General features: G+C 71.7%; 18 protein-coding genes. 3 read left to right on the top strand and 15 right to left on the bottom strand.

Features of this window, described 5'->3' with window-relative positions:
• Positions 1-4: 4 nt before the first annotated feature.
• The 4 genes from SSMG_RS20490 to SSMG_RS20475 are packed head-to-tail and all read right to left on the bottom strand — an operon-like array spanning position 5 to position 5,925.
• Positions 5-1,186, bottom strand: coding sequence for an alkyl sulfatase dimerization domain-containing protein (locus SSMG_RS20490; protein ID WP_009079037.1), 1,182 nt, complete (start codon positions 1,184-1,186; stop codon positions 5-7).
• On the bottom strand, positions 1,186-2,508 hold the full coding sequence (locus tag SSMG_RS20485; RefSeq protein ID WP_009079035.1) for an MFS transporter: 1,323 nt from the start codon (positions 2,506-2,508) through the stop codon (positions 1,186-1,188). Before SSMG_RS20485 ends, SSMG_RS20490 begins: the two co-directional genes overlap by 1 nt.
• Positions 2,509-2,564: 56 nt before the next feature.
• Positions 2,565-3,884: an alkyl sulfatase dimerization domain-containing protein gene (locus tag SSMG_RS20480; RefSeq protein WP_009079033.1), complete on the bottom strand. Its 1,320-nt coding sequence runs from the start codon at positions 3,882-3,884 to the stop codon at positions 2,565-2,567.
• Positions 3,877-5,925 (bottom strand): acetate--CoA ligase family protein, encoded by a 2,049-nt coding sequence (locus SSMG_RS20475; protein WP_199785944.1) that lies wholly within the window; start codon positions 5,923-5,925, stop codon positions 3,877-3,879. The genes SSMG_RS20480 and SSMG_RS20475 overlap by 8 nt, the downstream gene beginning before the upstream one ends.
• Positions 5,926-6,005: 80 nt before the next feature.
• On the opposite strand from SSMG_RS20475, the gene SSMG_RS20470 reads away from it, so the two are divergent.
• On the top strand, positions 6,006-7,175 hold the full coding sequence (locus SSMG_RS20470) for a helix-turn-helix domain-containing protein (RefSeq protein ID WP_009079032.1): 1,170 nt from the start codon (positions 6,006-6,008) through the stop codon (positions 7,173-7,175).
• Here the strand turns inward: SSMG_RS20470 and SSMG_RS47045 are convergent, their stop codons facing one another.
• The gene (locus SSMG_RS47045) at positions 7,176-7,298 is read right to left on the bottom strand and encodes a hypothetical protein (RefSeq protein ID WP_255409760.1); all 123 of its coding nucleotides are present in this window, start codon (positions 7,296-7,298) and stop codon (positions 7,176-7,178) included. It lies immediately after the preceding gene.
• Between the two features lie 245 nt (positions 7,299-7,543).
• Complete coding sequence (locus tag SSMG_RS20465) at positions 7,544-10,702, bottom strand: BTAD domain-containing putative transcriptional regulator (protein WP_009079027.1); 3,159 nt, start codon at positions 10,700-10,702, stop codon at positions 7,544-7,546.
• 188 nt (positions 10,703-10,890) lie between these two features.
• Here SSMG_RS20465 and SSMG_RS20460 point away from each other — a divergent pair, with 188 nt between their 5' ends.
• Together SSMG_RS20460 and SSMG_RS20455 are read left to right on the top strand one after the other, a co-directional pair.
• Positions 10,891-12,096: an MFS transporter gene (locus SSMG_RS20460; RefSeq protein ID WP_037717608.1), complete on the top strand. Its 1,206-nt coding sequence runs from the start codon at positions 10,891-10,893 to the stop codon at positions 12,094-12,096.
• A gap of 8 nt (positions 12,097-12,104) precedes the next feature.
• Positions 12,105-12,905: an alpha/beta fold hydrolase gene (locus tag SSMG_RS20455; protein WP_158688056.1), complete on the top strand. Its 801-nt coding sequence runs from the start codon at positions 12,105-12,107 to the stop codon at positions 12,903-12,905.
• Positions 12,906-13,112: 207 nt separating this feature from the next.
• Here SSMG_RS20455 and SSMG_RS20450 read toward each other — a convergent pair whose 3' ends face one another.
• Genes SSMG_RS20450 through SSMG_RS20410 form a run of 9 tightly spaced genes read right to left on the bottom strand, consistent with a single transcriptional unit; the run spans position 13,113 to position 22,809 of the window.
• Positions 13,113-14,594 (bottom strand): amidase family protein, encoded by a 1,482-nt coding sequence (locus tag SSMG_RS20450; protein WP_037714309.1) that lies wholly within the window; start codon positions 14,592-14,594, stop codon positions 13,113-13,115.
• On the bottom strand, positions 14,591-15,112 hold the full coding sequence (locus SSMG_RS20445; RefSeq protein ID WP_050788235.1) for a nuclear transport factor 2 family protein: 522 nt from the start codon (positions 15,110-15,112) through the stop codon (positions 14,591-14,593). Before SSMG_RS20445 ends, SSMG_RS20450 begins: the two co-directional genes overlap by 4 nt.
• A complete protein-coding gene (locus SSMG_RS20440) occupies positions 15,109-16,638 on the bottom strand; it encodes a cytosine permease (RefSeq protein ID WP_009079020.1) in 1,530 nt (509 codons plus the stop codon). The genes SSMG_RS20445 and SSMG_RS20440 overlap by 4 nt, the downstream gene beginning before the upstream one ends.
• Positions 16,635-17,945 carry an MFS transporter gene (locus SSMG_RS20435; protein ID WP_009079018.1) on the bottom strand — a complete coding sequence of 437 codons (1,311 nt, stop codon included), beginning with the start codon at positions 17,943-17,945 and terminating at the stop codon, positions 16,635-16,637. Before SSMG_RS20435 ends, SSMG_RS20440 begins: the two co-directional genes overlap by 4 nt.
• A complete protein-coding gene (locus tag SSMG_RS20430) occupies positions 17,942-18,760 on the bottom strand; it encodes an acetoacetate decarboxylase family protein (RefSeq protein ID WP_100266835.1) in 819 nt (272 codons plus the stop codon). Before SSMG_RS20430 ends, SSMG_RS20435 begins: the two co-directional genes overlap by 4 nt.
• A gap of 16 nt (positions 18,761-18,776) precedes the next feature.
• Positions 18,777-19,760 (bottom strand): alpha-ketoacid dehydrogenase subunit beta, encoded by a 984-nt coding sequence (locus SSMG_RS20425; protein ID WP_009079014.1) that lies wholly within the window; start codon positions 19,758-19,760, stop codon positions 18,777-18,779.
• A complete protein-coding gene (locus tag SSMG_RS20420; RefSeq protein WP_009079012.1) occupies positions 19,753-20,709 on the bottom strand; it encodes a thiamine pyrophosphate-dependent dehydrogenase E1 component subunit alpha in 957 nt (318 codons plus the stop codon). The genes SSMG_RS20425 and SSMG_RS20420 overlap by 8 nt, the downstream gene beginning before the upstream one ends.
• A 38-nt stretch (positions 20,710-20,747) precedes the next feature.
• A complete protein-coding gene (locus tag SSMG_RS20415; protein ID WP_009079011.1) occupies positions 20,748-21,569 on the bottom strand; it encodes an IclR family transcriptional regulator in 822 nt (273 codons plus the stop codon).
• Entirely contained in the window at positions 21,562-22,809 is a 1,248-nt protein-coding gene (locus SSMG_RS20410) for a M20 family metallopeptidase (RefSeq protein WP_009079009.1), read from the bottom strand. The genes SSMG_RS20415 and SSMG_RS20410 overlap by 8 nt, the downstream gene beginning before the upstream one ends.
• Positions 22,810-22,917 lie beyond the last annotated feature (108 nt).

The raw sequence follows: 22,917 nt of genomic DNA, 5'->3' as shown, positions 1-22,917 counted from the left end.
GCGCTCACCATCCGCTGCGGTAGAAACTCCGCGACACAAAACTGCTCGCCTCCGCAGCCCGCGCCGCGCACAGTTCCTCCTTCACTGCTCGCGCCTGCTTCACCAGCGGATCGTCGCCCGGCGCGAGTGCCAGCAGATCGATGACGTGCAACGCCTCCTGCACCCGTCCCTCCCCGCGCAGTCGGTCGGCCTGGTCGAGCACTGCCTGCTTGTCCGTGATCGCCTCGGCCCGGACCGCGGCCGCGACGTCTGGGCGGGACGGGTGCAGCGTCGTCGGATTCCCGTCCCACCAACCGGTTTCCGAGCGCACGACGTCGCGGACGATGTACTCCCGGTGGCCGTAGTGCTCGCGCATCCACGGCACGTCGAACAACTCGGCCGGATACCGCAGATCGTGCACGATGTCGTCGACCCGCCGGCCGCGGTTGAGCTGGTCCACGACCGCGCCGCGCAGCCATCGGAGCGCAGCGGCGGTCATGGTGAGCTGCCGGACCGGATCCTCCCGGACTACCGGACCGAACTCCGGCACCAGCACGGCCGGGTTCAGGGCGGCGAGCCGGTCCAGCGTGTCGGCCCAGCGGACGGTGTCGCGCATGGTCCGCATCGGCGTCCCGATGTTGGGGATCCCGTTGATCACCGCGGCACTGCCGTACAAAACCCGCTGGGACGGCAACCACACCGCGGTCACGTCGTCGGTTTCCGAGGGCGCCCACAGCAGCCGGACGTCCGGCGCGAGCGTCATCGCTTCCCGGTAGGTCTGGTCGGGGAAAGTGACCGGCGGCGGCGCCGTCAGGTCGGCCATCGGGCGGCGGAACTGCCGGGTGTTGATGTGGTTCTGCAATCCGGCCGTCTCGAGGTACCGCTGGTAGCGCCGGACGACGTTCTCGTGCGCCACGACGGTCGGGCGGCGTTCTCCGTGCGCGGCGGCGTACTCGAAGAAGCCGGGCACGCCGTAGTTGTAGCCCAGATGCCCGTGGCTGTAGACAATCCACCGGACCGGCTCGTTCAGCTGGTCCAGCACCGGCGCGACGAGGTCCGGAGACGGGCCGGTGTCGACCACGACGACACCCGAGGCCGTTTCCACCGCGAGGCTGTTGCCCTGCAGGCCGATCGAGCGGACGCCGGGCGCGACCTCGGTGATCTCGCCGGTGCCGTACAGCGGGTTTTTGGTGTCCTGGAAAGGCATCAGCCGACCACCTCGGTGCGGAGTCCGAGCCGCCGCGCGGTGCGGTCCGGGTTGACGAAGAACACGGCGAGCAGACCCCCCGCGACGGACAGCAGGCCGCTGATCGTGAAGGCGAGCGTGAACCCGGCCCCGGGCGACGACGCGGCCTGGATCAGCCGTCCGGTCAGGTACGGGGCGAGTAGTCCGGCGGTGGTGACCAGGCCGACGGTGATCGACAGCACCGCGCCGCGCTGCCGGGTCGGGCTGATCTCGGCGTTCATCGTGACGCCGAGAGCGAACACCACCCCGCCGAGGCTGAACGCGACGGTGAGCAGCGCGATCTGGAACCAGCCGCCGGTGTGCGGGAACAGCAGCATCGCGAGACCCGAGACCAGCACCGCGACGCCGCCGAGCACGCCGCGGGCCACCCGGCTCGACACGCCGCGCCGCATCAGCCGGTCGCTCAGCGCGCCCTGGGCGAGGTTGAACACGACCGACGCGATCCACGGCAGCGCGACCAGCGTCCCGGTGGTCACCGTGCTGTAGTGCAACGCCGTTTCGAGGTAATGCGGCACCCACGCGACCAGCACGGCCAGCGCCCAGTACGCGGCGAAACCGGCCAGGAAACCGCCGAGCCAGGTGCCGTTGAGCAGGATCCGCCGGTAGGGCACGCGCGGTTCGTCCGCTTCCGACTTGACCGCGGTCGCGTGCACCGAAGCGGTTCCGGCGACCTTGCCCTCGCGGCCGAAGATCGCCCACAGCAGCGACCACACCAGCCCGACGACGAGCAGCGCGAAGAAGGCCCACCGCCAGCCGTATCCGACGATCAGCGCCGTCAGCAGCGGCGACGCCAGCGCCACGCCGATGCCGGAACCCGCGTTGAGCAACGCGCTGGGCAGGCCGCGTTTCTCGTTGGGGAACCATTTGTACGCCGCGTGCATGGCCAGCGGATTCGCCGGGCCCTCGGCCGCGCCCAGGACGATCCGGCTGACCAGCACCGCGCCGAAGCCGACGGTGCCGAGCATCGGGGCCTGCGTCAGCGCCCAGACGACGCCGAGCACCAGCAGGATCCACTTCGTCGGCACGCGGTTCGACACGAAGCCGACCACGATCGCGGAAATGCTGAACAGGAAGTAGAACCCGCTGCTGATCAGGCCGTACGCCTCGGGCGACAGGCCGAGATCGTGCATGAGCGGTTTCGCGGCGAGGCCGAGCACGGCCTTGTCCGCGAAGTTGATCAGCATGAACACCAGCAGCAGCCCGGTGACGACCCAGCCGCGCGCGCTGGTGCCGCGGGTGCGCCGGTGCGCAGTGGTTTCGGCGGGGAGAGCGGGAGCGTTCATCGTGGGTCCCCATTTCAACGTCGTTGTCGGACGGGGTGGGCGGGCGGGTCAGCGGTTCAGAAGGCCCAGCGGGTGCGGCCCTCGGTGCGGGTGCGCAGCTGTTCGGCGCGGTCGGTGCCGTCGAGCACGGCCTGGGATTCGGCGGCGGCCCAGGCGTAGACGCCCTTGGCCATCGTCGAGGTCGCGGCTTTTTCCAGCGCGGTGAACACTTCCGCGCGGGCGGTGTGCGCGGTCTCGTCCTCCGGTGCCGCGTCCACCGCGAGCTGGGCGAAGTGCCCGGCCAGCCGGTGTTCGCCGGCGGCGAGCAGTTCCCGGGCCCGCGCGGCCAGCCGGTCGGGGCCGCCGGACAGGTCGGCGAGTTCGCGGGACAGGTCGGCGCGGCGGGCGGGTTTGAGGTTGGCCGGGTTGCCGTCGTACCAGCCGCCGTAGAGCCGCCAGACGTTGCGCACGACGAATTCCGGTTCGTCGTAAGAGGGTTTGAGATACGGCTTGGCCAGCAGTTCGGCGGGCGCGGTGACGCCGTGCACGACCTCGTCGAGCGTGGCTCCCGCGTTCATCGCGTCCACCGTCTGGTCGTGCAGGGTTTCGAGGAACTCGGCGGTGTCGGACAGCGCGGTCCGGATCCGGTCGGCGCCAGCGATCGGCACGCCGTGCCCGGGGAGAAGGAGTTCCGCGCCCAGACCGGCCATCCAGCGCAACGCCTGCGCCCACTCGGCGGCGTAACGTTGCACCTTCTGCGGGTTGCCCGGGTTGGGGGAGGACCAGATGAAAAAGTCGCCGCAGCACAGGATTTTCCGGTCGGGCAGCCAGGCGATCGTCGCGTCGTCCGTCTCGCCGCGGCCGTGCTTGAGCTGGACGTCGAGGTCGCCGACTCGCAGCGTCGTGGTGTCCCGGTAGGTGACGTCGGGGTGCCGGTACCGGTCGGGCCAGCGGAAGCCGGGCGACTGGAACTGCCGCTGGTTGATCACCGTGTTGTAGCCGCGGGTGCGCTCGTACCGCGCGAACCGCGGCGGCGTGTTTTCGTGCGCCAGCACGGACGGGCGCCGCCAGCCGCGCTCCTCGGCTTCGAGATCGAACGGGCCGACGCCGAAGACGTGGTCGATGTGGCCGTGCGAGTAGACGGCGGTGTGCAGCGGAGCGTCGGTGCGGGCGCGGGTCGCGCCGAAAAGGTCCTTCGCGGTGCGGCGTTCGCCGGTGTCGAAGCAGAACAGGCCGTCGGCGGTGGGGAAGAGGAAGACGTTGCCGAACGCCGGCCACATCCAGACGCCCTCGGCCAGCTCGTGCAGACCGTCCTTGCGCAGCGTGCCGGTGTGGTAGACGCGGGTGTCGGCCTCGCCTCGCCAGACCTTGTCGGCGTAGTCGAGCAGGTCAGTCACGGGATGCCTCCTGAGCGTTCTCGGTGAACAGGGCGTCGACGGCGACCAGGTCGTCGCCGGTGACGCAGAGCGGGTTGAGGTCGGCTTCGGCGAACTCCGGATGGTCGCCGAGGATCTGGATCAGTCCGTCGATCGCGGCGGCGACGGCGGTTGCCGGGGCGGCGAGGACGTCACCGGCCCATTCGGCCAGTTCCGCCCGCTGCTCTGGGGTTGCCGGGAGCAGCAGCGCACGGCGGGGTGCGGTGGGGTCTTCGGCGCGGTCGCCGCCTGCGCCGAGGACGACGGCGGTGCCGTACAACGGATCCCGCGTCGCGCCCAGGGCGAGTTCGGCGGTGTGCGGCAGCAGCGGCTGCACGACGAGGGTGCGATCCGGGTCGGTGGAGACCTCGTCCAGCCGCGCTTGGAGCGTGTCCAGCACGGCAGGCAGTTCGGCTGCCGTGACGCCGACACGGACCAGCTCGGCCCGAGCCCGGTGCGGCACGTCGGCGGCATCGCCCTTGACGACGTACGGCTCCGGCCAGCCGTGTTGCGCCACGGCCGCCGCGAGATCGGTTCCGGCGACGGTGTCCACGTGCGGGATGCCAGCCGCTTCCAGCAGCGGAACGGACCGCAGTTCAGTCCACACTGGACGGTCCTCGGCCGCGCTGCGATGTGCGGGTTCCGGGACCCGGTCCGGGACCAGCACCCGAAGGCGGCGCACGAGAGCGCCGATGCTGGGCAGCACGGTGTCCGGCCGTCCGACGTTCGCCAGCTCGCCGGGCGGCGCGCAGGCCCAGACGAACCACGTCGGTGTCCGCATCGCGGCGGCAGCGGCGGCCAGCCGGTGGTACGCCTCGCGGAACCGGTCGCCGAATGTCAGATAGAGCACGACGCCGTCCAGTTCCGGGTCCTCGTCGAGCGCGCCGAGCAGATCGCCGACCCGGTCGAGCCAGCGGTCGATGTTGCCGCCGAGGTCGACGGGGTTTTCGTCGGCCGCCTCGACGCCGCCGATCTCCGCGAGCTTCGCGCGGGTCGCGCCGGACAGCGGCGGGATGCGGACGCCCAGCGCGGTCAGGTTGTCGGCGAGGATTCCGCCCGCGCCGCCGGACATCGTGAGCACGGCCAGCCGCGGAGCCGGAGGAAGCGTCGTCCCTTTGCGGGCGCAGAGCACCGCGTCCACGAGCTGGTCGTCGTCCGTGACCAGGTGAATGCCTTCCTGGCGGCACAGCGAGGCGAGCAGGAAGTGGTCACCGGCGACGGCGGCGGTGTGGGACAGCGCGGCCTGCCGACCGGCGGCGCTGCTGCCGACCGCGAGCGCGACCACGGTCTTGCCCGCCGCCCGGGCCTGCCGGCCGAGCGCTCGAAGGCCGTCCGCGTCGCGCACGCCTTCGAGATAGAGCACGAGCACCTCGACGTCGGGCTGCTCGAGCAGGTCGCTGCCGATTTCGTGACTGGACAGGCAGGCTTCGTTCCCGACGCTCGCGTAGTACGAGTACCCGATCCCGGCCTGTTCGAGCAGGTCAGCGAGCACGAACCCCATCGCGCCGCTCTGCGTGACGATCGCGATCGGACCCGGCGGCACGCGGTCGCGGTCGAGGAACACGGTCGTCGACAACTGCACGCCAGCGGGGTGGCTCACCACGCCGAGGCAGTTCGGGCCGAGCACCGGCAGGTCTCCGGCGGCCTCGCGGAGTTCGTCCTCCAACACGGCGTTGCCGCCCTCCGCGAAACCCGACGCGAAGACGATGACGGCACCGGAACCGAGGTCGCGCGCCTGCCTGACCAGAGCGGGGACGGTTTCCGCCGGGGTCGCGAGGACCACCAGGTCGGGGCCGTAGCCGATCTCGGCGAGCGAGCCGACCGTGCGCACGCCGGGCAGGTCGAGCGGGCCGCGGGAGACGGCGAAGACCTCGCCGCCGTAGCCGCCGCGCAGCAGCCGGTCCAGAGCGATCCGTCCCCAGGACAGCGCGGTCGTCGCGGACACGCCGACCACGGCGACCGACTTCGGGCGGAACAGCGGCTCGCAGCGCATCGGTGCGGGACCTCCTGTGATCGCGGTCATGGACACAACCCCAACTGTCGCCGCTGACCTGTCCAGCTGGTAGCGCACATTGCCCAGGTTTTCGGCTACCGTGCTGTGACATGTCACAACTGTCGTGGCGCAGCTTCGAGCACCGGCTGCCGAAGCTGGGCGAGCGGACGATCCGCCGGTACGTCGAGACCTCGCCGCACTACCGCGGCACGGCGCCCGCCCACCTGCACCTGCACATGGCGCACACGGTCCGCGAGTTCGGCCGGATGTTCGCGCGCGCGGCGCGGGAGGGGAACGACCCGCGCGAGGACGAGCTGGAGCTGTTCCGGCAGCGGGGCCGCGAGCGCGGCGCGGAGGGGCTGCCGGTCAGCGAGTTCGTGCACGCCTATCTGCTGGCGGCCGAGGAGATGTGGACCGAGATCGACGACCTGTCCGGCGGCGCTCCGCCCGCGGAGACGACCGCGGTGCTGCTGAACTGCCTGCACCGGGTCTTGAACGTGGCGGTGCAGGCGCACCAGAAAGAATTCCAGACCGCGGACCACGAACAGCGCGAGGCGGCGCGCGCTCTGGTGCGGCGGCTGGCCGCGGGGGAGGTGGTCCCGGAACCGGCGGACGTCCGGCTCGCTCCCGCGTACGGCGTGCTGGCGCTGCGGTTCGCCGCCGACCCGGCGGATTCCGTCGGCGACGCGGTGGGCCGGCACTTGGCCGGTCAGCGGAAGGCGCGGTTGCTGCTGCAGCACCTGCATCGCGAACTGTCCGGAGACGTGCTGGCCGCCTTGGACCCGGACGGCGGCCTGCTGCTGCTTCCGTCCACTTCGGACACTCCGGACGCGGCACTGGCCGAGGCCCGGCTGGCGGTGCCGCGAGCGCACCAGACGACGGGCGTGGAGATCACCGGCGCGTTCGCCCACGCCGCCGAGCTGGCGGAAATCCCGGCGGCAGTCGCGGAGGCGGAGCGGCTCCTGCGGCTGAACTCCGTCCCCGGCACCGTCGCGGTGCTCGCGGACCACCTGTTCGAATACCAGCTGAACCACGACAGCGCGGCGACGCCTCAGCTGCGTGCGCTCGCGGCGCGGCTGAGCGGCGAACCGGATCTGACGACGACGCTCCGGACGTATTTCGACACCGACTTCAACCGTCGCGAGACCGCGCGCAAACTGCACGTACATCCGAACACAGTGGACAATCGCCTGTCCCGCATCGCCAATCTGACCGGTGCGGATCCGCGGACGGCGAAGGGGCTGTTGCTGCTCGGCGCTTCGCTGGGCTTGGCGGGGTGATCATCCGGCGAGCGAGGCGCTGCCGAAAGGCGGCACCTGGACCTCGGCCGGGGCGAAGACGAACGACAGCCGGTGATCCTGGACGACCGCGGTGAGCGGCTTCGAGACATCCGTGCTCTGCAACGATTGATCCGGGCCGGCGTCGACCGTCGCGGAGCCGGAGAAGGTCGGGCGCTCCAGAGTCTCAGCACCCGCTGGGCCGCGCTGAGAGACCGCGGATCGACGCGGCCGTCCGCCCTGCTTGCGCCGGACGGACTCGGTTGCACGGCAAGCGGGTTACCGCCCCGCACGAGCACTCGCGCCGAGGAAATCAGGTCTCCGGCCAGACTTCTCCCGAATGCAGTGCGGCGACGCGCGATCACGCAACCTCAAGCGCGCTCCGGTGTCGCGACGGACAAGGCCGACCCCGCTGCCACCGCCGCCTCGGCAGACATCTCCGCGCCCCGCGCGAAGGCCCCCGCAAAACCAGCTTCGCCAAGAACAGCCCGCACGGCCGCCGTGATCCGATCCACGTCACCGCGTTCGGCCGGGGGGAGGGGTGCCTCGACCCCGCGCCGGGCGGCGTCGGCGGCGCCCAGCAGGAGGGCGGCGCACTCGGCGGCCTCCTTCCCGCCGTACCGGGCCGCCGCTCCGGCCAGGCCTTCCAGGGACAGCGCCAGCGCGCGCGGTTCGTCGAGGGCCCGGGCGACGTCCAGGCTCTGGAGGTGAAAAGCCGTCGCCTGCGCGGCATCCCCGCGCAGTTCGGCGACGAAACCGAGTTCCGCGTACAGCAAATGGTCGCCAGCCAAGGAAGACAGGCCCGCGTAGCTGTCGCGGATGTGCCGCAGGTGCTGCTCGGCGGTGTCCAGCTCGCCGGAGCGGCGTGCACCGAGGGCGAGGCCCATCTCGGCGTGGATCTGGCCGTAGGTGTAGCCGTGTTCGGCGGCGATGCGGTGCGCCTGCTGGTGCAGGTCCCGCGCGCGGTCCCAGTCGCGTTCGAGCAGCGCCAGCCTGCCGAGTCCGGACAGGCGCGCGGCGACTTCCGCCTGCAGGTCCAGTTCGCGGGCGATCGCGAGGCCGGCGCGCTGGCGGTCCGCCGCGTCCTCGTAGTCGCCCTTGATCTCGGCCAGGGCGGCCAGCGGCGGGATGGTCTGCATTTCGCCCCAGCGGTCGCCGAGGGCACGGAAGAGTTCCGCGCTGCGGGTGCCGTCTCGGCCAAGGGCGGCGAGGTCGCCGCGGACCAAGGCGAGCATGGCCCGCAGGCCTAGCGCCGCCGCGATGCCCCACTGGTCGTCTTCGGCGGTGAAGAGGTCGAGGGCGAGAGCGGTCGCCTCGGCGCTGGCAGTCGCGTCGCCGACGCTGAACAAGCTGTAGGCCCGCAGCCACAGGGCACGGCCGCGGCGGATCGGGTCGCGAACCGCGTCGGCGTCGGCGGGAGCGGCAGTCTGATCGCCGGTCAGCAGGGCGAAAGCGTGGTGCAGGACAGCGAGTTCCGCGTCCGGAACCCCCGCGTTGAGGACGGTCGACAAGGCACGGCGGCCTTCGGTGAGACGGCCGCGCAACAGCCACCACCACGAGAGCGCGGTCGCCAACCGGGCCGCTTCGTCCGCGGCACTGGAGGTAAGAGCCTCGTCGAGTGCCGCGCGCATGTTCCCGGCTTCCGCGTCGAGACGCGCGAGCCAGGCCCGTTGTTCGTTGCCGCGCAAGCGGGTTTCGGCCTGCTCGGCGAGCGCGAGGTAGTGCCGCAGGTGCCGTCGGCGCACCTCGGCGGCGTCCGACCGCTCGTGCAGGCGTTCCGTGGCGTAGGCGGCGACCGATTCCAGGAGCCGGTACCGGATTCCGGCGGGCCCGTTCGCGACGACGACGAGCGAACGGTCCACGAGCCGCGTCACGAGGTCGAGCACCTCCTCGCGCCGGACGCCGTCTCCCGCGCACACCGCCTCGGCGGCTTCCAGGTCGCAGCCGTCGCGGTGGACGGCCAGCCGCCGCAGCACGATCCGCTCCGGCTCGCTCAGCAGTTCCCAGCTCCAGTCGATCATCGCGCGCAAGGTCTGCTGGCGGGCCGGGGCGCCGCGCTTTCCCCGGGTCAGGACCGCGAACCGGTCGCTGAGCCGCGTCGCCAGCTCGCGGACGCCGAGGCTGCGCACGCGGGTGGCGGCGAGTTCCAGCGCGAGCGGGATGCCGTCGAGGCGGCGGCAGATTTCGGTCACCGCCTCGAGGTCGGCGGGCGGGCATTCTCCCGGGCTCCGCGGGAAGCCGGGCGCGGACGCGGCGGCCCGTTCGACGAACAGCTTCACCGCTTCCGCCGTCGGCAGCGGTTCCACCGCGAAGACGGCCTCGCCCGGCAGCCCCAGAGGTTCCTGGCTGGTGACCAGGATGCGCAGGCCGGGCGCGGTCTGCAGGAGCAGTTCGCCGAGTTCGGCGGCGGCGTCGACAACGTGTTCGCAGTTGTCCAGCACGAGCAGCGCGCGCCGGTCGCGCATGACGGCGGCGAGCCGCTGTGCAGGTCCGGCGCCCGGCGAGGTCGCGGAGGAATCGTCGCGGATGCCGAACGCGGCGGCGGCGAGATCGGCGAGATCGGCGGCCGTCCCGTCGCGCACCCCGGCGAACTCGACCAGCCGAACGCCGTCCGGGAACTGCGCCGCGGTCGCTTCGGCGGCGGCCGCCACGGCCAGCCGCGATTTCCCGACCCCGCCGGGTCCAGTGAGGGTGACGAGCCGTGTCGTGCGCAGCAAACCGGTCAGCTGCGCGAGTGCTTGTTCCCGGCCGACGAGCGGGGTGAGCGCGCTGGGCAGGTTGCCGGGCGGTCGCGCTCCGGCGGCGCCGAGCCCAGGATCTTGCCGGAGCATCGATTCGTGCAGGGCGCGCAGCTCCTGGCTCGGATCGACGCCCAGTTCCTCGGCGAGCCGAGCGCGCAATTCCGCGTACGAGGCGAGGGCCTCGCCTTGCCGCCCGCTCAGGTACAGCGCGCGCATGTGGACTGCGCGCAAGCTTTCCCGCAGCGGGTGCTGCGGCACGAGAACAGCGAGTTCGTCGACCGCGGCGGCGTGGTCCCCGGCTTCCAGCCAGGCCTTCGCGCGTTCCTCCGTCGCGGCCAGCCGCAGCTCGGTCAGCCGATGCGCATCCGCGCGGGCGAACTCCTCGTCCGCGAAATCCGCGTAGGCCGCTCCCCGCCACAAGTCCAGCGCCTCGGTCAGCAGCACCGCCCGGCTCCGCGGATCCGGCGTCGACCTCGCCTTGGCGACGAGTTCGCGGAACTGCCCGGCGTCGATGTCCTCGATCCGCAGCCGGTACCCGGCGGGCTGACGCTCCAGCCGGTCCCGGCCGACGATCCGGCGCAGCTGGGACACCTTCGCCTGCAGCGCGCCGGCGGGTTTGCCGGGCAGTTCGCTGCCCCACAGGTCGTGCACGAGCCGGTCGGCGGTGACCGGTCCGCCGTCGCGGGCCAGCAACGCCGCGAGCAGCCGGCGCACCTTGGCCTCCGGTACGGCGACCGGTCGTCCTTCCTCGTCCCACACCGCGAGCGGGCCGAGAACCCCTAACCGCATGCGTCGCCCCCCGCGCTGTCGTCAGATCGCCGTCAGCCGATCGTAAGCAAACCCGAAGCACCGGTCCGCAGAGTGGTCCTCGTGAAGCGGAACCCGATGACGCGTATGTGTTCACCGGTCCCGCTGCCGAGGAGAAGGCCCGCGCCCGGCAGTCCCTGTTCACCCACGTCCGCAAGAGAAACCGGAGCATGAGCACTACATCAGAAACCGCCGCGGAAGAAGCCAGTGGCGAACAGCGGTTTCCGCTGTTCGCGTTGCTGGCCCTCGCCACCGCCGTGTTCATCACGAGCCTCACCGAGACCCTCCCGGCCGGCCTGCTTCCCGCGATGAGCGGTTCGCTCGGCGTGAGCGAGTCCGCGACCGGCCAGACCGTCACGATCTACGCGCTCGGCACGGTGCTGACCGCGATCCCGCTCTCCGGAGCCACCGCGGGCTGGCGGAGGAAACGGCTGCTGCTGACCGCGATGGCCGGTTTCGCCGTCGCCAACACCGTCACCGCGGTGTCGTCCGAGTACTTCCTGACGATGGTCGCGCGGTTCGTCGCGGGCGTCGCCGCCGGGCTCGCCTGGGCGCTGCTCGCCGGATACGCGCGGCGCATGGTCTCCGCCCAGTTGCAGGGCCGGGCGATCGCCATCGCGATGGCGGGCATCTCGGTCGCGCTGTGCCTCGGCGTGCCCGCCGGGACCTTCCTCGGGCAAGCCGCGGGCTGGCGCACGGCTTTCCTCGCCATGACCGCCTTGACGGTGCTGCTGCTGGTCTGGATCGCCGCCGCGGTGCCGGACTATCCGGGCCACCGCAGCGGCGAAAGGCCGAAGCTCCTGCCGACGCTGCGCGTGCCGGGGGTCGTCCCGGTGCTGTTCGTGACGCTGGTCTTCGTGCTGGCGCACACCATCCTGTACGCCTACATCGCCACTTTCCTCGCCGGGCTCGGCATGGGCGGCAGCACAGATCTCGTCCTGCTCGCCTTCGGTCTCGCCTCGATCGTGAGCATCTGGCTCGTCGGCGCGCAGATCCACCGCCGGCTGCGGTTGCTGACGATCCTCAGCTCGCTGCTCGTCGCCGCCGCCGCGCTGCTGCTGGCCACGATCGCGCGCGATCCGGTGCTGGTCTACCTGTCGGCGGTGCTGTGGGGCTTCGGCTGGGGCGGCGTGCCCACCCTGCTGCAGACCGCAGCGGGCGAGGCGGGCGGCGAATCCGCCGACGCCGCGCAGGCGATGCTCGTGACCCTGTGGAACGTCGCGATGGCGGCGGGCGGCGTCGTCGGCGGAGTGCTGCTCGGCCTGGCGGGCAGCGGCTCGTTCCCGTGGACCGTGCTGCTGTTGATGCTGCCGGTGATCGTGGTCGTCGTGGCCGCCCGCAAACACGGTTTCCCGGCCCGCTCCTCCGCGTCGTGACGTCCTCGATGGCTGAACACTCGCTCCACCACGTCGAACACGGCAGCGGGACCCCGGTCCTGCTCCTGCACGGTTACACCGTCGACCACCGGCTCTTGCTTCCGCTGGAACCGGTCTTCGCGGCCCGAACCGGTTGGCACCGCCTCTACGTCGACCTGCCCGGCTCCGGGCTGTCGCCGAGGCTGACCGGACCGGTCACCTCCGACGCCATGGCCGAAGAAGTCCTGCGATTCGTGGATGCCGTGATCGGCGACGAACCGTTCGCGGTCGTAGGCATCTCCTACGGGGGCATGCTCGCCCGACACCTCGTGGCCGAACGCGGCCCGCAGGTGCTCGGGACGGCGTTGCTCGCACCGCTGGTCAACCGCGCCGGCGAACGGACCTTGCCGGAACGGGAGGTACTCGCCCGGGACGAGCGCCTCTTGGCGTCGCTCGACCCGGCCGACCGGGAGGCCTTCTCGGCGATCGCGCTGCACCAGGACGAAGCGGGCTGGCGGGCCTTCCGCGACCACGTGCTGCCGGGGATCCGCGCGCACCACCGGGAGGACGCCGCGGAACTGCTCAAGGCGTATCTGCTGAGCAGGAATCCGGAGTCGGTTTTTGGTGTGCACCGCGGAAGGCACCTGATGGTGACCGGGAGACAGGACCACCTGGTCGGCTGGCGCGACCAGCTCGCGCTGCTGGACCACTACCCGCACCTGACCTTGGCCGTCCTCGACGGCGCGGGCCACAACGTGCACCTCGACCAGCCAGCCGCCGTGCACGCCTTGCTCGGCGACTGGCTGGACGGGTTCGCCCGGCCCGCCTGAACGCGGACCGGGCTGGCAGCGCACTAACTCGGCCGGACGCCAAGCTCCCGTTCGCAGACCGCGGCGATCCGCAGCAGCCGGGCGTCGTCGAAGTGGCGTCCGGTCGGCAGGGCACCGACCGGACGCCGGGCGGCAGCGGTTCGGTGAGCGCGGGATGGTCGCCGGGGTGGGCGGAGGGACGTGCCAGTTCGGCCAGTCGGCAATGCGCTAGCCCGGCCGGATGCCAAGCTCCCGTTCGCAGACCGCGGCGATCCGCAGCAGCCGGGCGTCCTCGAAATGCCGTCCGGTCAGCATCACGCCGACCGGCAGTCCGGCGGCTTCCGCGAGCGGCATGCTCAGCGCGGGGTGCCCGGTGAGGTTGGCCGGCGCGGTGTTGGCCAGCACCGCCCAGCCTCGCCGGACCCGTTCGATCGGGGACGCGACCTCGACCGGATGCGGCAGTCCGGGCGTGGTCGGCGCGAGCAGCGCGTCGACGCCGTCGAGGGCGCGCACGTATCCCCGCACCAGGCGGCCCCGGGCGTTCTGCGCGATCGCGTACCACTCGCCGCGGTAGGTTTCCTGCAGGTAGGAACCGGCGAGCAGGACGGCTTTCGCGGCCAGTCCGAGGTCCCCGGCCCGTTCGCGCCAGCCGCGCGCGAGACCGTTCGCCAGTTCCGGCCAGTACTGGCCGAGCCACTGGTATCCGTTGCCGCCGGACGCGAGCAGTGCGGCCGTGCCTTCGACGGTGGTGCCGAAGCACAGTGCACCCGCGTCGGCGAGTTCCGGCAGGTCCACCGGGACGACGGTCGCGCCGAGTTTCGTCAGCGCGGCCACCGTCAGTTCCAGTGCGGTTTGCACTTCGGGCGTCGTGCCGGGAAGCCGGACCAAGCCCAGCCGGACCCCGGCGAGCGAAGCCGGGGCCTCCGCGACGGCGGCGGAATAGTCGACCGGCTCCGGCAGGCCGACCTGCCGGGGATCGGCGCCGTCCGGACCGGCGAGCACGTCGAGGACCCGGGCGAGGTCCGCGGTCGTGCGGGCGAGCGGGCCGAGGTGGTCGACGGTGTGGTCGATCCCCAGCGAACCGGTCGCCGGAACCAGGCCGCGCGTCGGCTTGAGCCCGAAAAGACCGCACCACGCCGCCGGAACGCGGACCGAACCGCCCTGGTCGGCGCCGACCGCGACGTCGACTCCGGGATAGTGCAGCGCGGCCGCGCATCCGGCCGACGAACCGCCCGCGGTGCGCGCCGGGTCGAACGGGTTCCGGACCGCGCCGCCCGGTCCGGTGTCGCCGCCCGCGGCGAGGCCGAGTTCGTCCATCCGCGTGGTCGCGACGATCCGCGCCCCGGCGGCCCGCAACCGGGCGACGACGGTGCTGTCGGCGTCCGGCCGGAAGTCGGCGAGCAACGCGGAACCGGCGGTCATCGGGACGCCGGACACCGCGACGCAGTCCTTCACCGCGACCCGGAACCCGTTCAGCGCACCGGATCCGGTGGGTTCGGCGTCCGTCCACCAGGACACCGCGTGGAGCGGATCGTCCTCTGTGGACGGTGCGCGCACCGTCCGGGGCGCCGCGGCCGAAGGCTCCGGCCGCGGCAAGGAGCCGACCGTCTCAAGGATTTCCGCGAGTAGCTCCTGCACCTCGGGCAGTTCGGCCGGGCTGACCGGCAGGCCGAGGCGTTCGGCCTGCCGCCGGCTGTCGGGAACCTTCACCGCAGCGCCCGTCCGGCCGCGACCACGAGCGGGTCGCCCCCTCGATGCGGTTCGCGCACCCAGCCCTCGTGCCAGCCGGACATCTGCTGCATGGCGATGTCGATCGTGCGGAAATACCACCGACCGTCCACCTTGCGGAACTCGTCGGTGTACCAGCCGGTCATCAGCACCGGCTCGTAGCCGTCGGTGCCCGTCATCGTGGCGAATTCCAGCAAATCCCACCGGCCGTGCGCGGTGTCGCCGGACGGGGCGACGTCGATCACCGGGTTGACCATGAAATGCGCGGCCCACGGCATCATCCCGGCCACACCGGAGAACCACTTGCGGATCGCGTCGTGCCCGCGGTGCTCGCCGAACACGTTGCTGCGCCACACGACCTCGCCGTCCGGGGCGAAGAGCGCCATCAGCGCGTCGGGGTCCGCGCCGAGGTCGCAGGTGCGCGCGTAATCGCTTTTGAGCCGGCGGATCGCTTCGAGGTCTTCGAGCCGCTGGACGCGGGCGAGCAGGTCGTCGTTCATGCCGGGGTCCTTTCCAGGGCAACGGATGCGGTCTTGCAGACGGAACGGCAGGCGCGTTCGGCGGCGCAGCACACCGAACAGACGCTGCCGCGATGGAACGGGCAGGAGACGAAGTCCGCGCTGGCGTGCGGTTCGGAGCACACCACGCACTTCACGAGGTCCTCGGCGACGATGTCCCCGGCGGTCGAGGCGACGGTGTAGTACCGGCCCTTCGTGGCGAGCGCGATCGCGGGCACCAGCACAAATGCGGCAGCCGCGGCGATGAACGGGGCCAGCGTCATGCCCAGCGGCCCGAACAGCCCGAAGGCCGGGGGAGCCGAGACGATCAGCGCGCCGGCGATGGCGCCGAGCCCGACCGGGTTGAACGCGGGCAGCCGCGAACGGCGGTACTCGAAGTGCGGGGGAGACAGCCGCAGCAACCGCTTGTTGATCGTCATGTCCGCGACCACGCAGGCGATCCACGCGAGCATGAACACGCCGCCGAAGGTGAGCACCGCGTTGAGCCGGCTGTAGAGGTCGCCGAACATCGCGGCCGCGCCCAGGACCACGGTGAGCACCACGAACCAGTGCCGTCCGGGCGTCACGCCGAACACCCGGCAGAAGAACCCGGCGAACTGCAGCGAGCCGGAGTAAGCGTTGCTCAGGTTGATCCGCAGCTGCGTGGTGACGACGAACAGCACGCCCCACACGCCGAACACGTCGGGCAGGTACTTGCCGGGGTCGGTTTCGCCGAACCGCAGCGACAGCCACGCGCCCAGCAGCGTCGGGCCGAGGAAGGTCACCGCGGCGAACACCGGGCCGACCACAAAGGACCCGAGACGGCGGCGTTTCGCCGGGATGAACCGGCCGAAGTCCGCGGCGACCGGGATGGTCCCGGCGACGCCGAACGCGGCGGCGAGCAATTGCAGCACCGGCGGACCGGCCGTCGCATCCGCGCCGCCGGCCGGGCGGTAGGACCAGAAGCCGACGTCGACCGGCGTGTGCGCGGCGTGCCAGACGGTCAGCGCCATGAACACCGCGAACACCGGCAGCGTCACCCACATCAGGATGTTCACCAGCCGCAGGCCGTACCAGGTCAGCGGGATGAACACCGCGCCCGTACCGGCGTACACGACCCACGGCGGCACCGACGGCCACTGCGCCATCACCGCGTTCGCCATGATCGAGCCCTCGAAGGCGAAGAACAGCACCGAGTTCACCGCGAAGATCAGCGACGTCACGGTCGAGCCGAGGAAGCCGAACCCGGCGCCGCGGGTGAGCAGGTCGGACCCGAGCCCGCTGCGGGACGCGGCGCTGGTCCACAGGTAAGCCAGCGCGCCGACGATGACGGTGGCGATCACCAGCCCGATCACGAGATTCGCGGTCCCGTAGGCGCGCACCAGCGTGCCGCCCCAGGAGAAGAAGAACATCGCGGTGGTGATGCCGAACATGACGCCGAACAGCGACGGCACGCTCCACTTCTGGTAACTCGACGGCACCGGGCGCAGCGCGTAGTCCTCGCGGTTTTCGGCCCACGCTTCGGTCATGGCGTTCCTCCCTGGAGGGAGTTGTGCCGGGTCTCGGGCGTCAGGAACGCCGCGACCAGGCTGATCAGCGCGCCGCCGGCGAGGTACCAGGCGGGCGCGTAGGTGCTTCCGGTCGCTTCGAGGATCGCTGTGGCGACCAAGGGTCCGGCGCCGCCGAAGAGGACGACGCCCGCGTTGTAGCCGATTCCGACCCCGCTGTAGCGGCGGGCGGTGGGGAACAGCTCGGCGAACAGCGCCGGCTGCGGTCCGAGCATCAGCGCCTCGCCGACCACCATGACGCCGAGGCCGGCGATCAGGAAGCCGAGCGAAGCGCGGTGCAGCAGGAAGAATCCGAGCGGAGCGGTCACGAGGACCCACGCCGCCCCGGCGATGAGGAACGGCTTGCGGCCGATCCGGTCGCACATCCGCGCGAAGACGACGGTGAGCACGATCAGGATCGTCATCGCGGCGAACCCGGCGATCTTGGCCCGGCCCGGCGGCACGTGCAGGACGGTGGCCAGGTAGGTGGGCCCGTACACGAGCAGCACGTACGTGCACATGGTGGGCGAGCAGACGAGCGCGGCGATGCGGACCATCGAGCGCCAGTCGTGCCGCAGCGTCGCCCGCAGCGGCGCGCGCTCGTGCTTGTCCTCGGCGGCGAGTTCGGTGTACGCCGGGGTTTCGCCGAGCCGCAGCCGCAGGTACAGCCCGACCAGCCCGAGCGGCAGCGCCGCCAGGAACGGGATCCGCCAGCCCCACGACTGGAGGTCCGCCGGGCTCAGCAGTTCGGTGCACAGCAGGCTGGACAGCCCGGCGACCATCATGCCGAGCACGATCGTGATGGTCTGCCAGCTGCCGTAGTACGCGCGTTTGCCCGGTGGCGCGCTTTCGATGATGTAGGAGACCGCGCCGGTCCATTCGCCGCCCGCGGACAGGCCCTGGGCCAGCCGCAGCACGAGGATCAGGATCGGGGCGGCGACGCCGATGGACGCGTACGGCGGCACCACCGCCATGAGCGCGGTGCCCAGCGAGATCAGCAGGATGATCGCCGACAGCGCGCTGCGGCGGCCGTACCGGTCGCCGATGTAGCCGAACACGACGCCGCCGAGCGGGCGCACCACGAAGCTGACGCCGAACACCGCGAAGGTCAGCAGCAGCCCGGCGGCCGGGTCGGCGACCGGGAAGTAGAGGACGGCGATCGTGGAGGCGAGGTAGCCGTAGAGGACGAATTCGTACCACTCGATGAAGTTCCCGATGCACGCGGCGATGATCGACGTGCGCTGGGCGCGGGTGATCGTGGTCCGGGCCGGGGCCGCCGCGGTGGTCATCGGACGCTCGCTTTCTCCGCCGCGGCGCCCCAGTCCGGGGTGCCGAGGACCGGGATCCGGTCGACGTGGTCGAGGTATGTGCCGAAGCCGACCTCGAGCCGGACCCGGCCGTACCGGGCGCGGACGACTTCGGTGCGGGGCAGGGTGCTGATCGGGTCCGAAGTGGACGGTCGCAGTACGACGTCGGCGGTGCCTTCCCAGCCTTCGCCGGGCTGCGAGGTCCGGAACGGGACGCGCACCAGGCGGCTGATGTCGTAGCCGGTGCCTTCGGCGCTCGGGATGAGCTTCAGGGGGAAGTGGCTGGCGAACCAGTCCGGGATCGGATCGATCTCGGAGTGCCGCCGGGCAGCCTGCGCGGTGACGGTGACGACCTCGATGCCGTTCGCGGTCACGATCCGGCCGGTTGCCGAGGAACCGTCCTCGTCGAGCGTCACGGCACGGGCTTGTTTCTTGGGCAGCCCGAAGATTTCCCGGCCGAGCGTGCCGTGGTTGAGGCCTTCGATGAAGAACGTGAGCGGATACGCGCCCACCTCCTCGTGGCGGCGGCACTGGACGCAGACGCCGGCCTGCAGATACGGCGGACGTCGTTCCACCGTGCCGTCGGGCAGGCGGAACTCCGCGCCGAGGAACTCGGCGACCCAGACGGCGACGCGCGGATCGTCGGTCGGCGCAAGCGGCGCGGGGAGGACTTCGGCGAGCACCTGGGGATCGGTGCGGTATTCGACGGTGAGCCAGCGCAGGTCCACCGATTCCGCGCCGACGCCGTACAGCGGCGCGAACGCGGGCATGGACACCGCGGGAAGAACAGGGGGCATGGGGAGTCTCCGGAGGTCAGGCGCGGACGGTTCGGGCGATGGCTTCGGCGATCACGTCGGCGGTCGGGATGACCGCGCCGGCGAGGACCGGGGCGGCGGGGATGCGGGCGTCGGGCGCGCCGACCCGCACCGGCGGGCTGTGCAGCGGCACGCCGGATTCGGCGACGGCGGCCACCACCTCGCCGCCGAATCCGCCGACCGTGTGCGCCTCGTGGGCGACCACGAGCCGGCCGGTGCGGCGCACGCTTTCCAGGACCGCGTCGAGGTCGAGCGGACGGACCCAGCGCGCGTCGACGACTTCGGCGTCGATGCCGTCGGCGGAAAGCCGTTCGGCGGCTTCGAGAACCCGGTGCTGCATGGCGCCCCAGGTCAGCACCGTGACGTCCCTGCCGGGCCGGCGCACGGCGGCACCGCCGATTTCCGGGATCGGGCCGCCGATCTCGACCTCTTCCTTGCCCGCGTGATACAGCGTGCGATTCTCGATCACGACTACTGGATCGTCGCACCAGATGGCGGAAAGAAGGAGGTCGTAGGCGTCCTGGTGGGTGGCGGGCAGGCAGACGCGCAGACCCGGCACGTGCGCGAAGAACGCTTCCAGGCTCTGCGAATGCTGCGCGCACGCGCCCGGCGCGCTGCCCTGCTGGGTGCGGACGGTGATCGGCGCGGACAACGCCCCGCGCGACACGTAGCGGACATTCGCCGCCTGGTTGACCAGCTGGTCCAGCGCGACCAGGGAAAAGTCGACCCACATGATCTCGACGATCGGGCGTCGCCCGAACATCGCCGACCCGACCGCGCCGCCGAGGATCGCCGACTCCGAGATCGGAGTGTCGAAAACGCGCTCGCCGAATTGCTTGTGCAGCCCCTTGGTCACGCCGAACACGCCACCGGGCTTGCCGACGTCCTCGCCGAACAGCAGCGCTTCGGGCCGCTCGTCGAGCGCGCGGCGCAACGCGGCGTTGACTGCCTCGGCGTAGGACAGTTTCTTGGTCTCAGGCATAGAGGAGCTCCAGAACGGTTGCGGGGTCGGCGATCGGGTCGGCGAGGGCTTGGGCGGAGGCGTCGGCGATCTCGCGGTGGACGCGTTCGACGATGGTGTCCACTTCGGACTGTGCGACGCCGACCGAGAGGAGTTGCCATACCAGGGCACCGATGGGTTCCGCGGCGGTGGCCGCTTCGAGTTCCCCGGCGGGCCGGTAGTGCTGGGCGTCGCCGATGTAGTGGCCGACGATGCGCTGGGTCATGGCTTCGAGCAGGACCGGACCTTCGCCGTCGCGGGCGCGGCGGACCGCCTCGGCGACGGCGGAGCGGACGGCTTCGGGGTCGTTGCCGTCGATCCGCGCGCCGGGCATGCCGTAGGCGGACGCGCGCCGGAAGAGCTTGTCGATGCGCACCATGTCGGCGATGGGTGTCAGTTCGGAATAATGGTTGTTCTCCACCAGGAAAATCACCGGCAGGCGGCGTACGGCGGCGAAGTTCATCGCTTCGTGCACCGCGCCCTGGTTGAGCGCGCCGTCGCCGAACGCGGCGAGTGAGACCCGGCCGGAACCGTCGAAGGTGGCGGCTAGCGCGGCTCCGGCGGCGATCGGGGCACCGGCGCCGACGATCGAATTCTCGCCGTACATCCCGTGCGACGGAGCGGTCAGGTACGCGGAACCGCCGCGGCCGCCGTTGATTCCGGTTTGGCGGCCGAGAAGTTCGGCGAACAATGCGCGCGGCGGGGCACCGCAGGCGAGCGTCCAGCCGTGGCCGCGGTAGGTGGGGAACACCGCGTCGCGTTCGAGGTCGAGCGCGGCGCAGGCTCCGACGTAGACGGCCTCCTGGCCGTTGCACAGGTGGACCGACCCGACGATGTCGCCGGTCCCGCGCAGGCGGGCGACTTCCTCTTCGAAGGAACGGATGCGCTGCATCGCCTCGAAATGGCGCAGCAGGGCGGCGGTTTCGGGCATGGGGGTACCCACTTTCGTTTTCCGGAACGGGAAAAAGGTCAGGAAACGTCGCGGCCGGACCACGCCGACTGTTCGGGCGTGGGCACGACCAGCCGTCCGGTGCGCAGCAGGCCGCTGGCCATCACGGCCGCCTCGCGCACTTCCTTGACCAGCCACGCCTGGCGTTCGACAAAACGGGGCTGGGGAACGGAAACGGTGAACGCGCCCGCCGGGACGCCGCCCTCGCCGAAGAACGGGGCGGCGACGCAGCACACCCCGGCGCTGAATTCCTCCAGGTCCAAGGCGTAGCCGCGGCGGCGGATCGCGGCGAGGTCGGCCGCGAGCGCTTCGTAGTCGGTGATCGTGTTGGGCGTGACCGGTTCCATCGGCACGCCGTCGAACATCGCGGCCACCTGCTCCTCGGGCAGGAAGGCGAGCACGGCCTTGCACGACGCGCGGGCGTGCATGCTGCCGGTGTAGCCGACGTCGAGGTTGCCGACGTTCAGCGTGTGCAGGCCGGACAGGAAGTGCTGCAGGGTAAGCGTTCCGTGGTGCCAGCCGGCGACGTACGACGTTTCCTGGGTCTTGTTGTGCAGCCGGGTGAGGATCAGCGCCAGCTCCGGCGACGGGCCGGACCGCCGCTGCAGATGGCGGCTCAGCGACGCCGCCCGCGGACCGACGTCGTAGCGCCCGCCGGGCAGGCGCAGCAGGTAGCCGCCCGCGACGAGGGTGCGGAGCAGGTGGTAGCAGGTGCCGATCTTGATGCCGAGCTGGCGGCTCAGCACCTTCGCCGTCGCCGAACCGTCGGCCGCCGCGACCGCTTCGAGCACTTGCAGACCGCGCTCCAGCGTGTGCAGGACCGTGGCCGAGCCGTCAGCCATCGCCCACCTCCAGGCGGGCCAGCGCCAGGGCGAGCACCTCCGCTGCCGCCACGACCTCGCGTTCGGCGACAGACTCGTCGGGTGCGTGCGCCTTGGTCACTTCGCCGGGCCCGAAGATCGCCGTCGGAATCCCGCGCGAGCCGAAGAACGCCGCGTCCGAACCCGCGGTGAAACCGGTGAGGAGCTCCGCGCCGGCGGACTCCTTCTGCGCCGACCGCAAAGCGGCGACCAGCGGACTGTCCATCGGAGTTTCCCAGCCGGGCAGGCCTTCGTGGTCCCAGCGGACAACGGGCGGATGCTCGCGCAGCCAGTCGTCGGTGGCCGCGAACTGCGCCAGGACCCGCTCGACCTCCCGGCGGACCGCGTTCGGGTCCTCGCCGGGTTTGAGCCCGATCCGGCCGGACATCGTCGCGAAGTCGGGCACGGCCGCGCGCCAGCTCCCGGCGCGCGCGGTGCCGACCGCGAACGGGATGGCGGTCGGCACCCCGTCGAACAGCGGATGGCGATAGGAAGCGGATCGCTTGCGCGCGAACTCCGCCAGCGCCTCCCGCACCCGGATCAGCAGCTCGAACGCGTCCACGCCCCGCCAAGGCGCCGAGGTGTGCGCGGCGACGCCGGTGACGTCCACGGTGAAGAACAGCAGCCCGGTGCTGATCGGCACGATCGCGCCGTCGGTCGGTTCCAGCACGAGCGCCGCGACCGGGTCCGGCACCTCCAGCGCCGCGGCCCGGGTGCCGACCCCGGTGGTCTCTTCGGCGACCACGAGCTGGACCGCGACGTCGAACGGCAGGTCGACGCCCAGGTCTTCGAGCACCGCGAGGGCGTAGAGACCGGCCGCGATGCCGCCCTTCATGTCGACCGAGCCGCGGCCGTGGACGTGCCCGTCGCGGCGCAGCCCGGAGTACGGGGGATGGGTCCACTGCTGCTCGTCGCCGGCGGGAACGACGTCGAGGTGCCCGTTGAGCACCACGCACGGAAGCCCGCGCCGCCGCGGATACCAGGCGACGAGGTTCTCGCGCGCCTCCGGCCGGGGTTCGCCCTCGGCGAGGCCGGTCGGGCCGATCAGCTGCCTCGTCACCGGCCAGCCGCGGCCGGCGAACCAGTCGGCGTACACCCCGGCGACCCGGTCCTCCCAGCCGCTTTCGCTCGGCGCGCGCACCGTCGCGGCCAGCAGCTCCAGCATGTCCTCAGCCACCGCGTCGACGCGCGAGCGCACGTCGTGCCCAGTCGGTCGAGGCATCGTCACCTCCAGTTCGCCGTCCCCGTTGTCGGACCGGCAGACTCTGCGCCGCCGGCCGGGCCCGGTGCAGCAAACTGAACCCGTTTTTCGATTATCTGAAATTCGGCG

The sequence above is a fragment of the Streptomyces sp. AA4 genome, assembly GCF_000158875.1.
GTDB lineage: Bacteria > Actinomycetota > Actinomycetes > Mycobacteriales > Pseudonocardiaceae > Amycolatopsis.
Note: the sequence above shows the minus strand (reverse complement) of the source record. Positions and strands in the feature narration are given on the sequence as shown.

Excerpts from the sequence above, each read along its gene's own strand:
- SSMG_RS20420 (WP_009079012.1), bottom strand. The coding sequence starts at position 20,709 with ATGCCCGAAACCGCCGCCCTGCTGCGCCATTTCGAGGCGATGCAGCGC.
- SSMG_RS20465 (WP_009079027.1), bottom strand. The coding sequence starts at position 10,702 with ATGCGGTTAGGGGTTCTCGGCCCGCTCGCGGTGTGGGACGAGGAAGGA.
- SSMG_RS20460 (WP_037717608.1), top strand. The coding sequence starts at position 10,891 with ATGAGCACTACATCAGAAACCGCCGCGGAAGAAGCCAGTGGCGAACAG.
- SSMG_RS20440 (WP_009079020.1), bottom strand. The coding sequence starts at position 16,638 with ATGACCGAAGCGTGGGCCGAAAACCGCGAGGACTACGCGCTGCGCCCG.
- SSMG_RS20435 (WP_009079018.1), bottom strand. The coding sequence starts at position 17,945 with ATGACCACCGCGGCGGCCCCGGCCCGGACCACGATCACCCGCGCCCAG.
- SSMG_RS20470 (WP_009079032.1), top strand. The coding sequence starts at position 6,006 with ATGTCACAACTGTCGTGGCGCAGCTTCGAGCACCGGCTGCCGAAGCTG.
- SSMG_RS20475 (WP_199785944.1), bottom strand. The coding sequence starts at position 5,925 with ATGACCGCGATCACAGGAGGTCCCGCACCGATGCGCTGCGAGCCGCTG.
- SSMG_RS20455 (WP_158688056.1), top strand. The coding sequence starts at position 12,105 with ATGGCTGAACACTCGCTCCACCACGTCGAACACGGCAGCGGGACCCCG.
- SSMG_RS20410 (WP_009079009.1), bottom strand. The coding sequence starts at position 22,809 with ATGCCTCGACCGACTGGGCACGACGTGCGCTCGCGCGTCGACGCGGTG.
- SSMG_RS20490 (WP_009079037.1), bottom strand. The coding sequence starts at position 1,186 with ATGCCTTTCCAGGACACCAAAAACCCGCTGTACGGCACCGGCGAGATC.
- SSMG_RS20415 (WP_009079011.1), bottom strand. The coding sequence starts at position 21,569 with ATGGCTGACGGCTCGGCCACGGTCCTGCACACGCTGGAGCGCGGTCTG.
- SSMG_RS20425 (WP_009079014.1), bottom strand. The coding sequence starts at position 19,760 with ATGCCTGAGACCAAGAAACTGTCCTACGCCGAGGCAGTCAACGCCGCG.
- SSMG_RS20430 (WP_100266835.1), bottom strand. The coding sequence starts at position 18,760 with ATGCCCCCTGTTCTTCCCGCGGTGTCCATGCCCGCGTTCGCGCCGCTG.
- SSMG_RS20485 (WP_009079035.1), bottom strand. The coding sequence starts at position 2,508 with ATGAACGCTCCCGCTCTCCCCGCCGAAACCACTGCGCACCGGCGCACC.
- SSMG_RS20445 (WP_050788235.1), bottom strand. The coding sequence starts at position 15,112 with ATGAACGACGACCTGCTCGCCCGCGTCCAGCGGCTCGAAGACCTCGAA.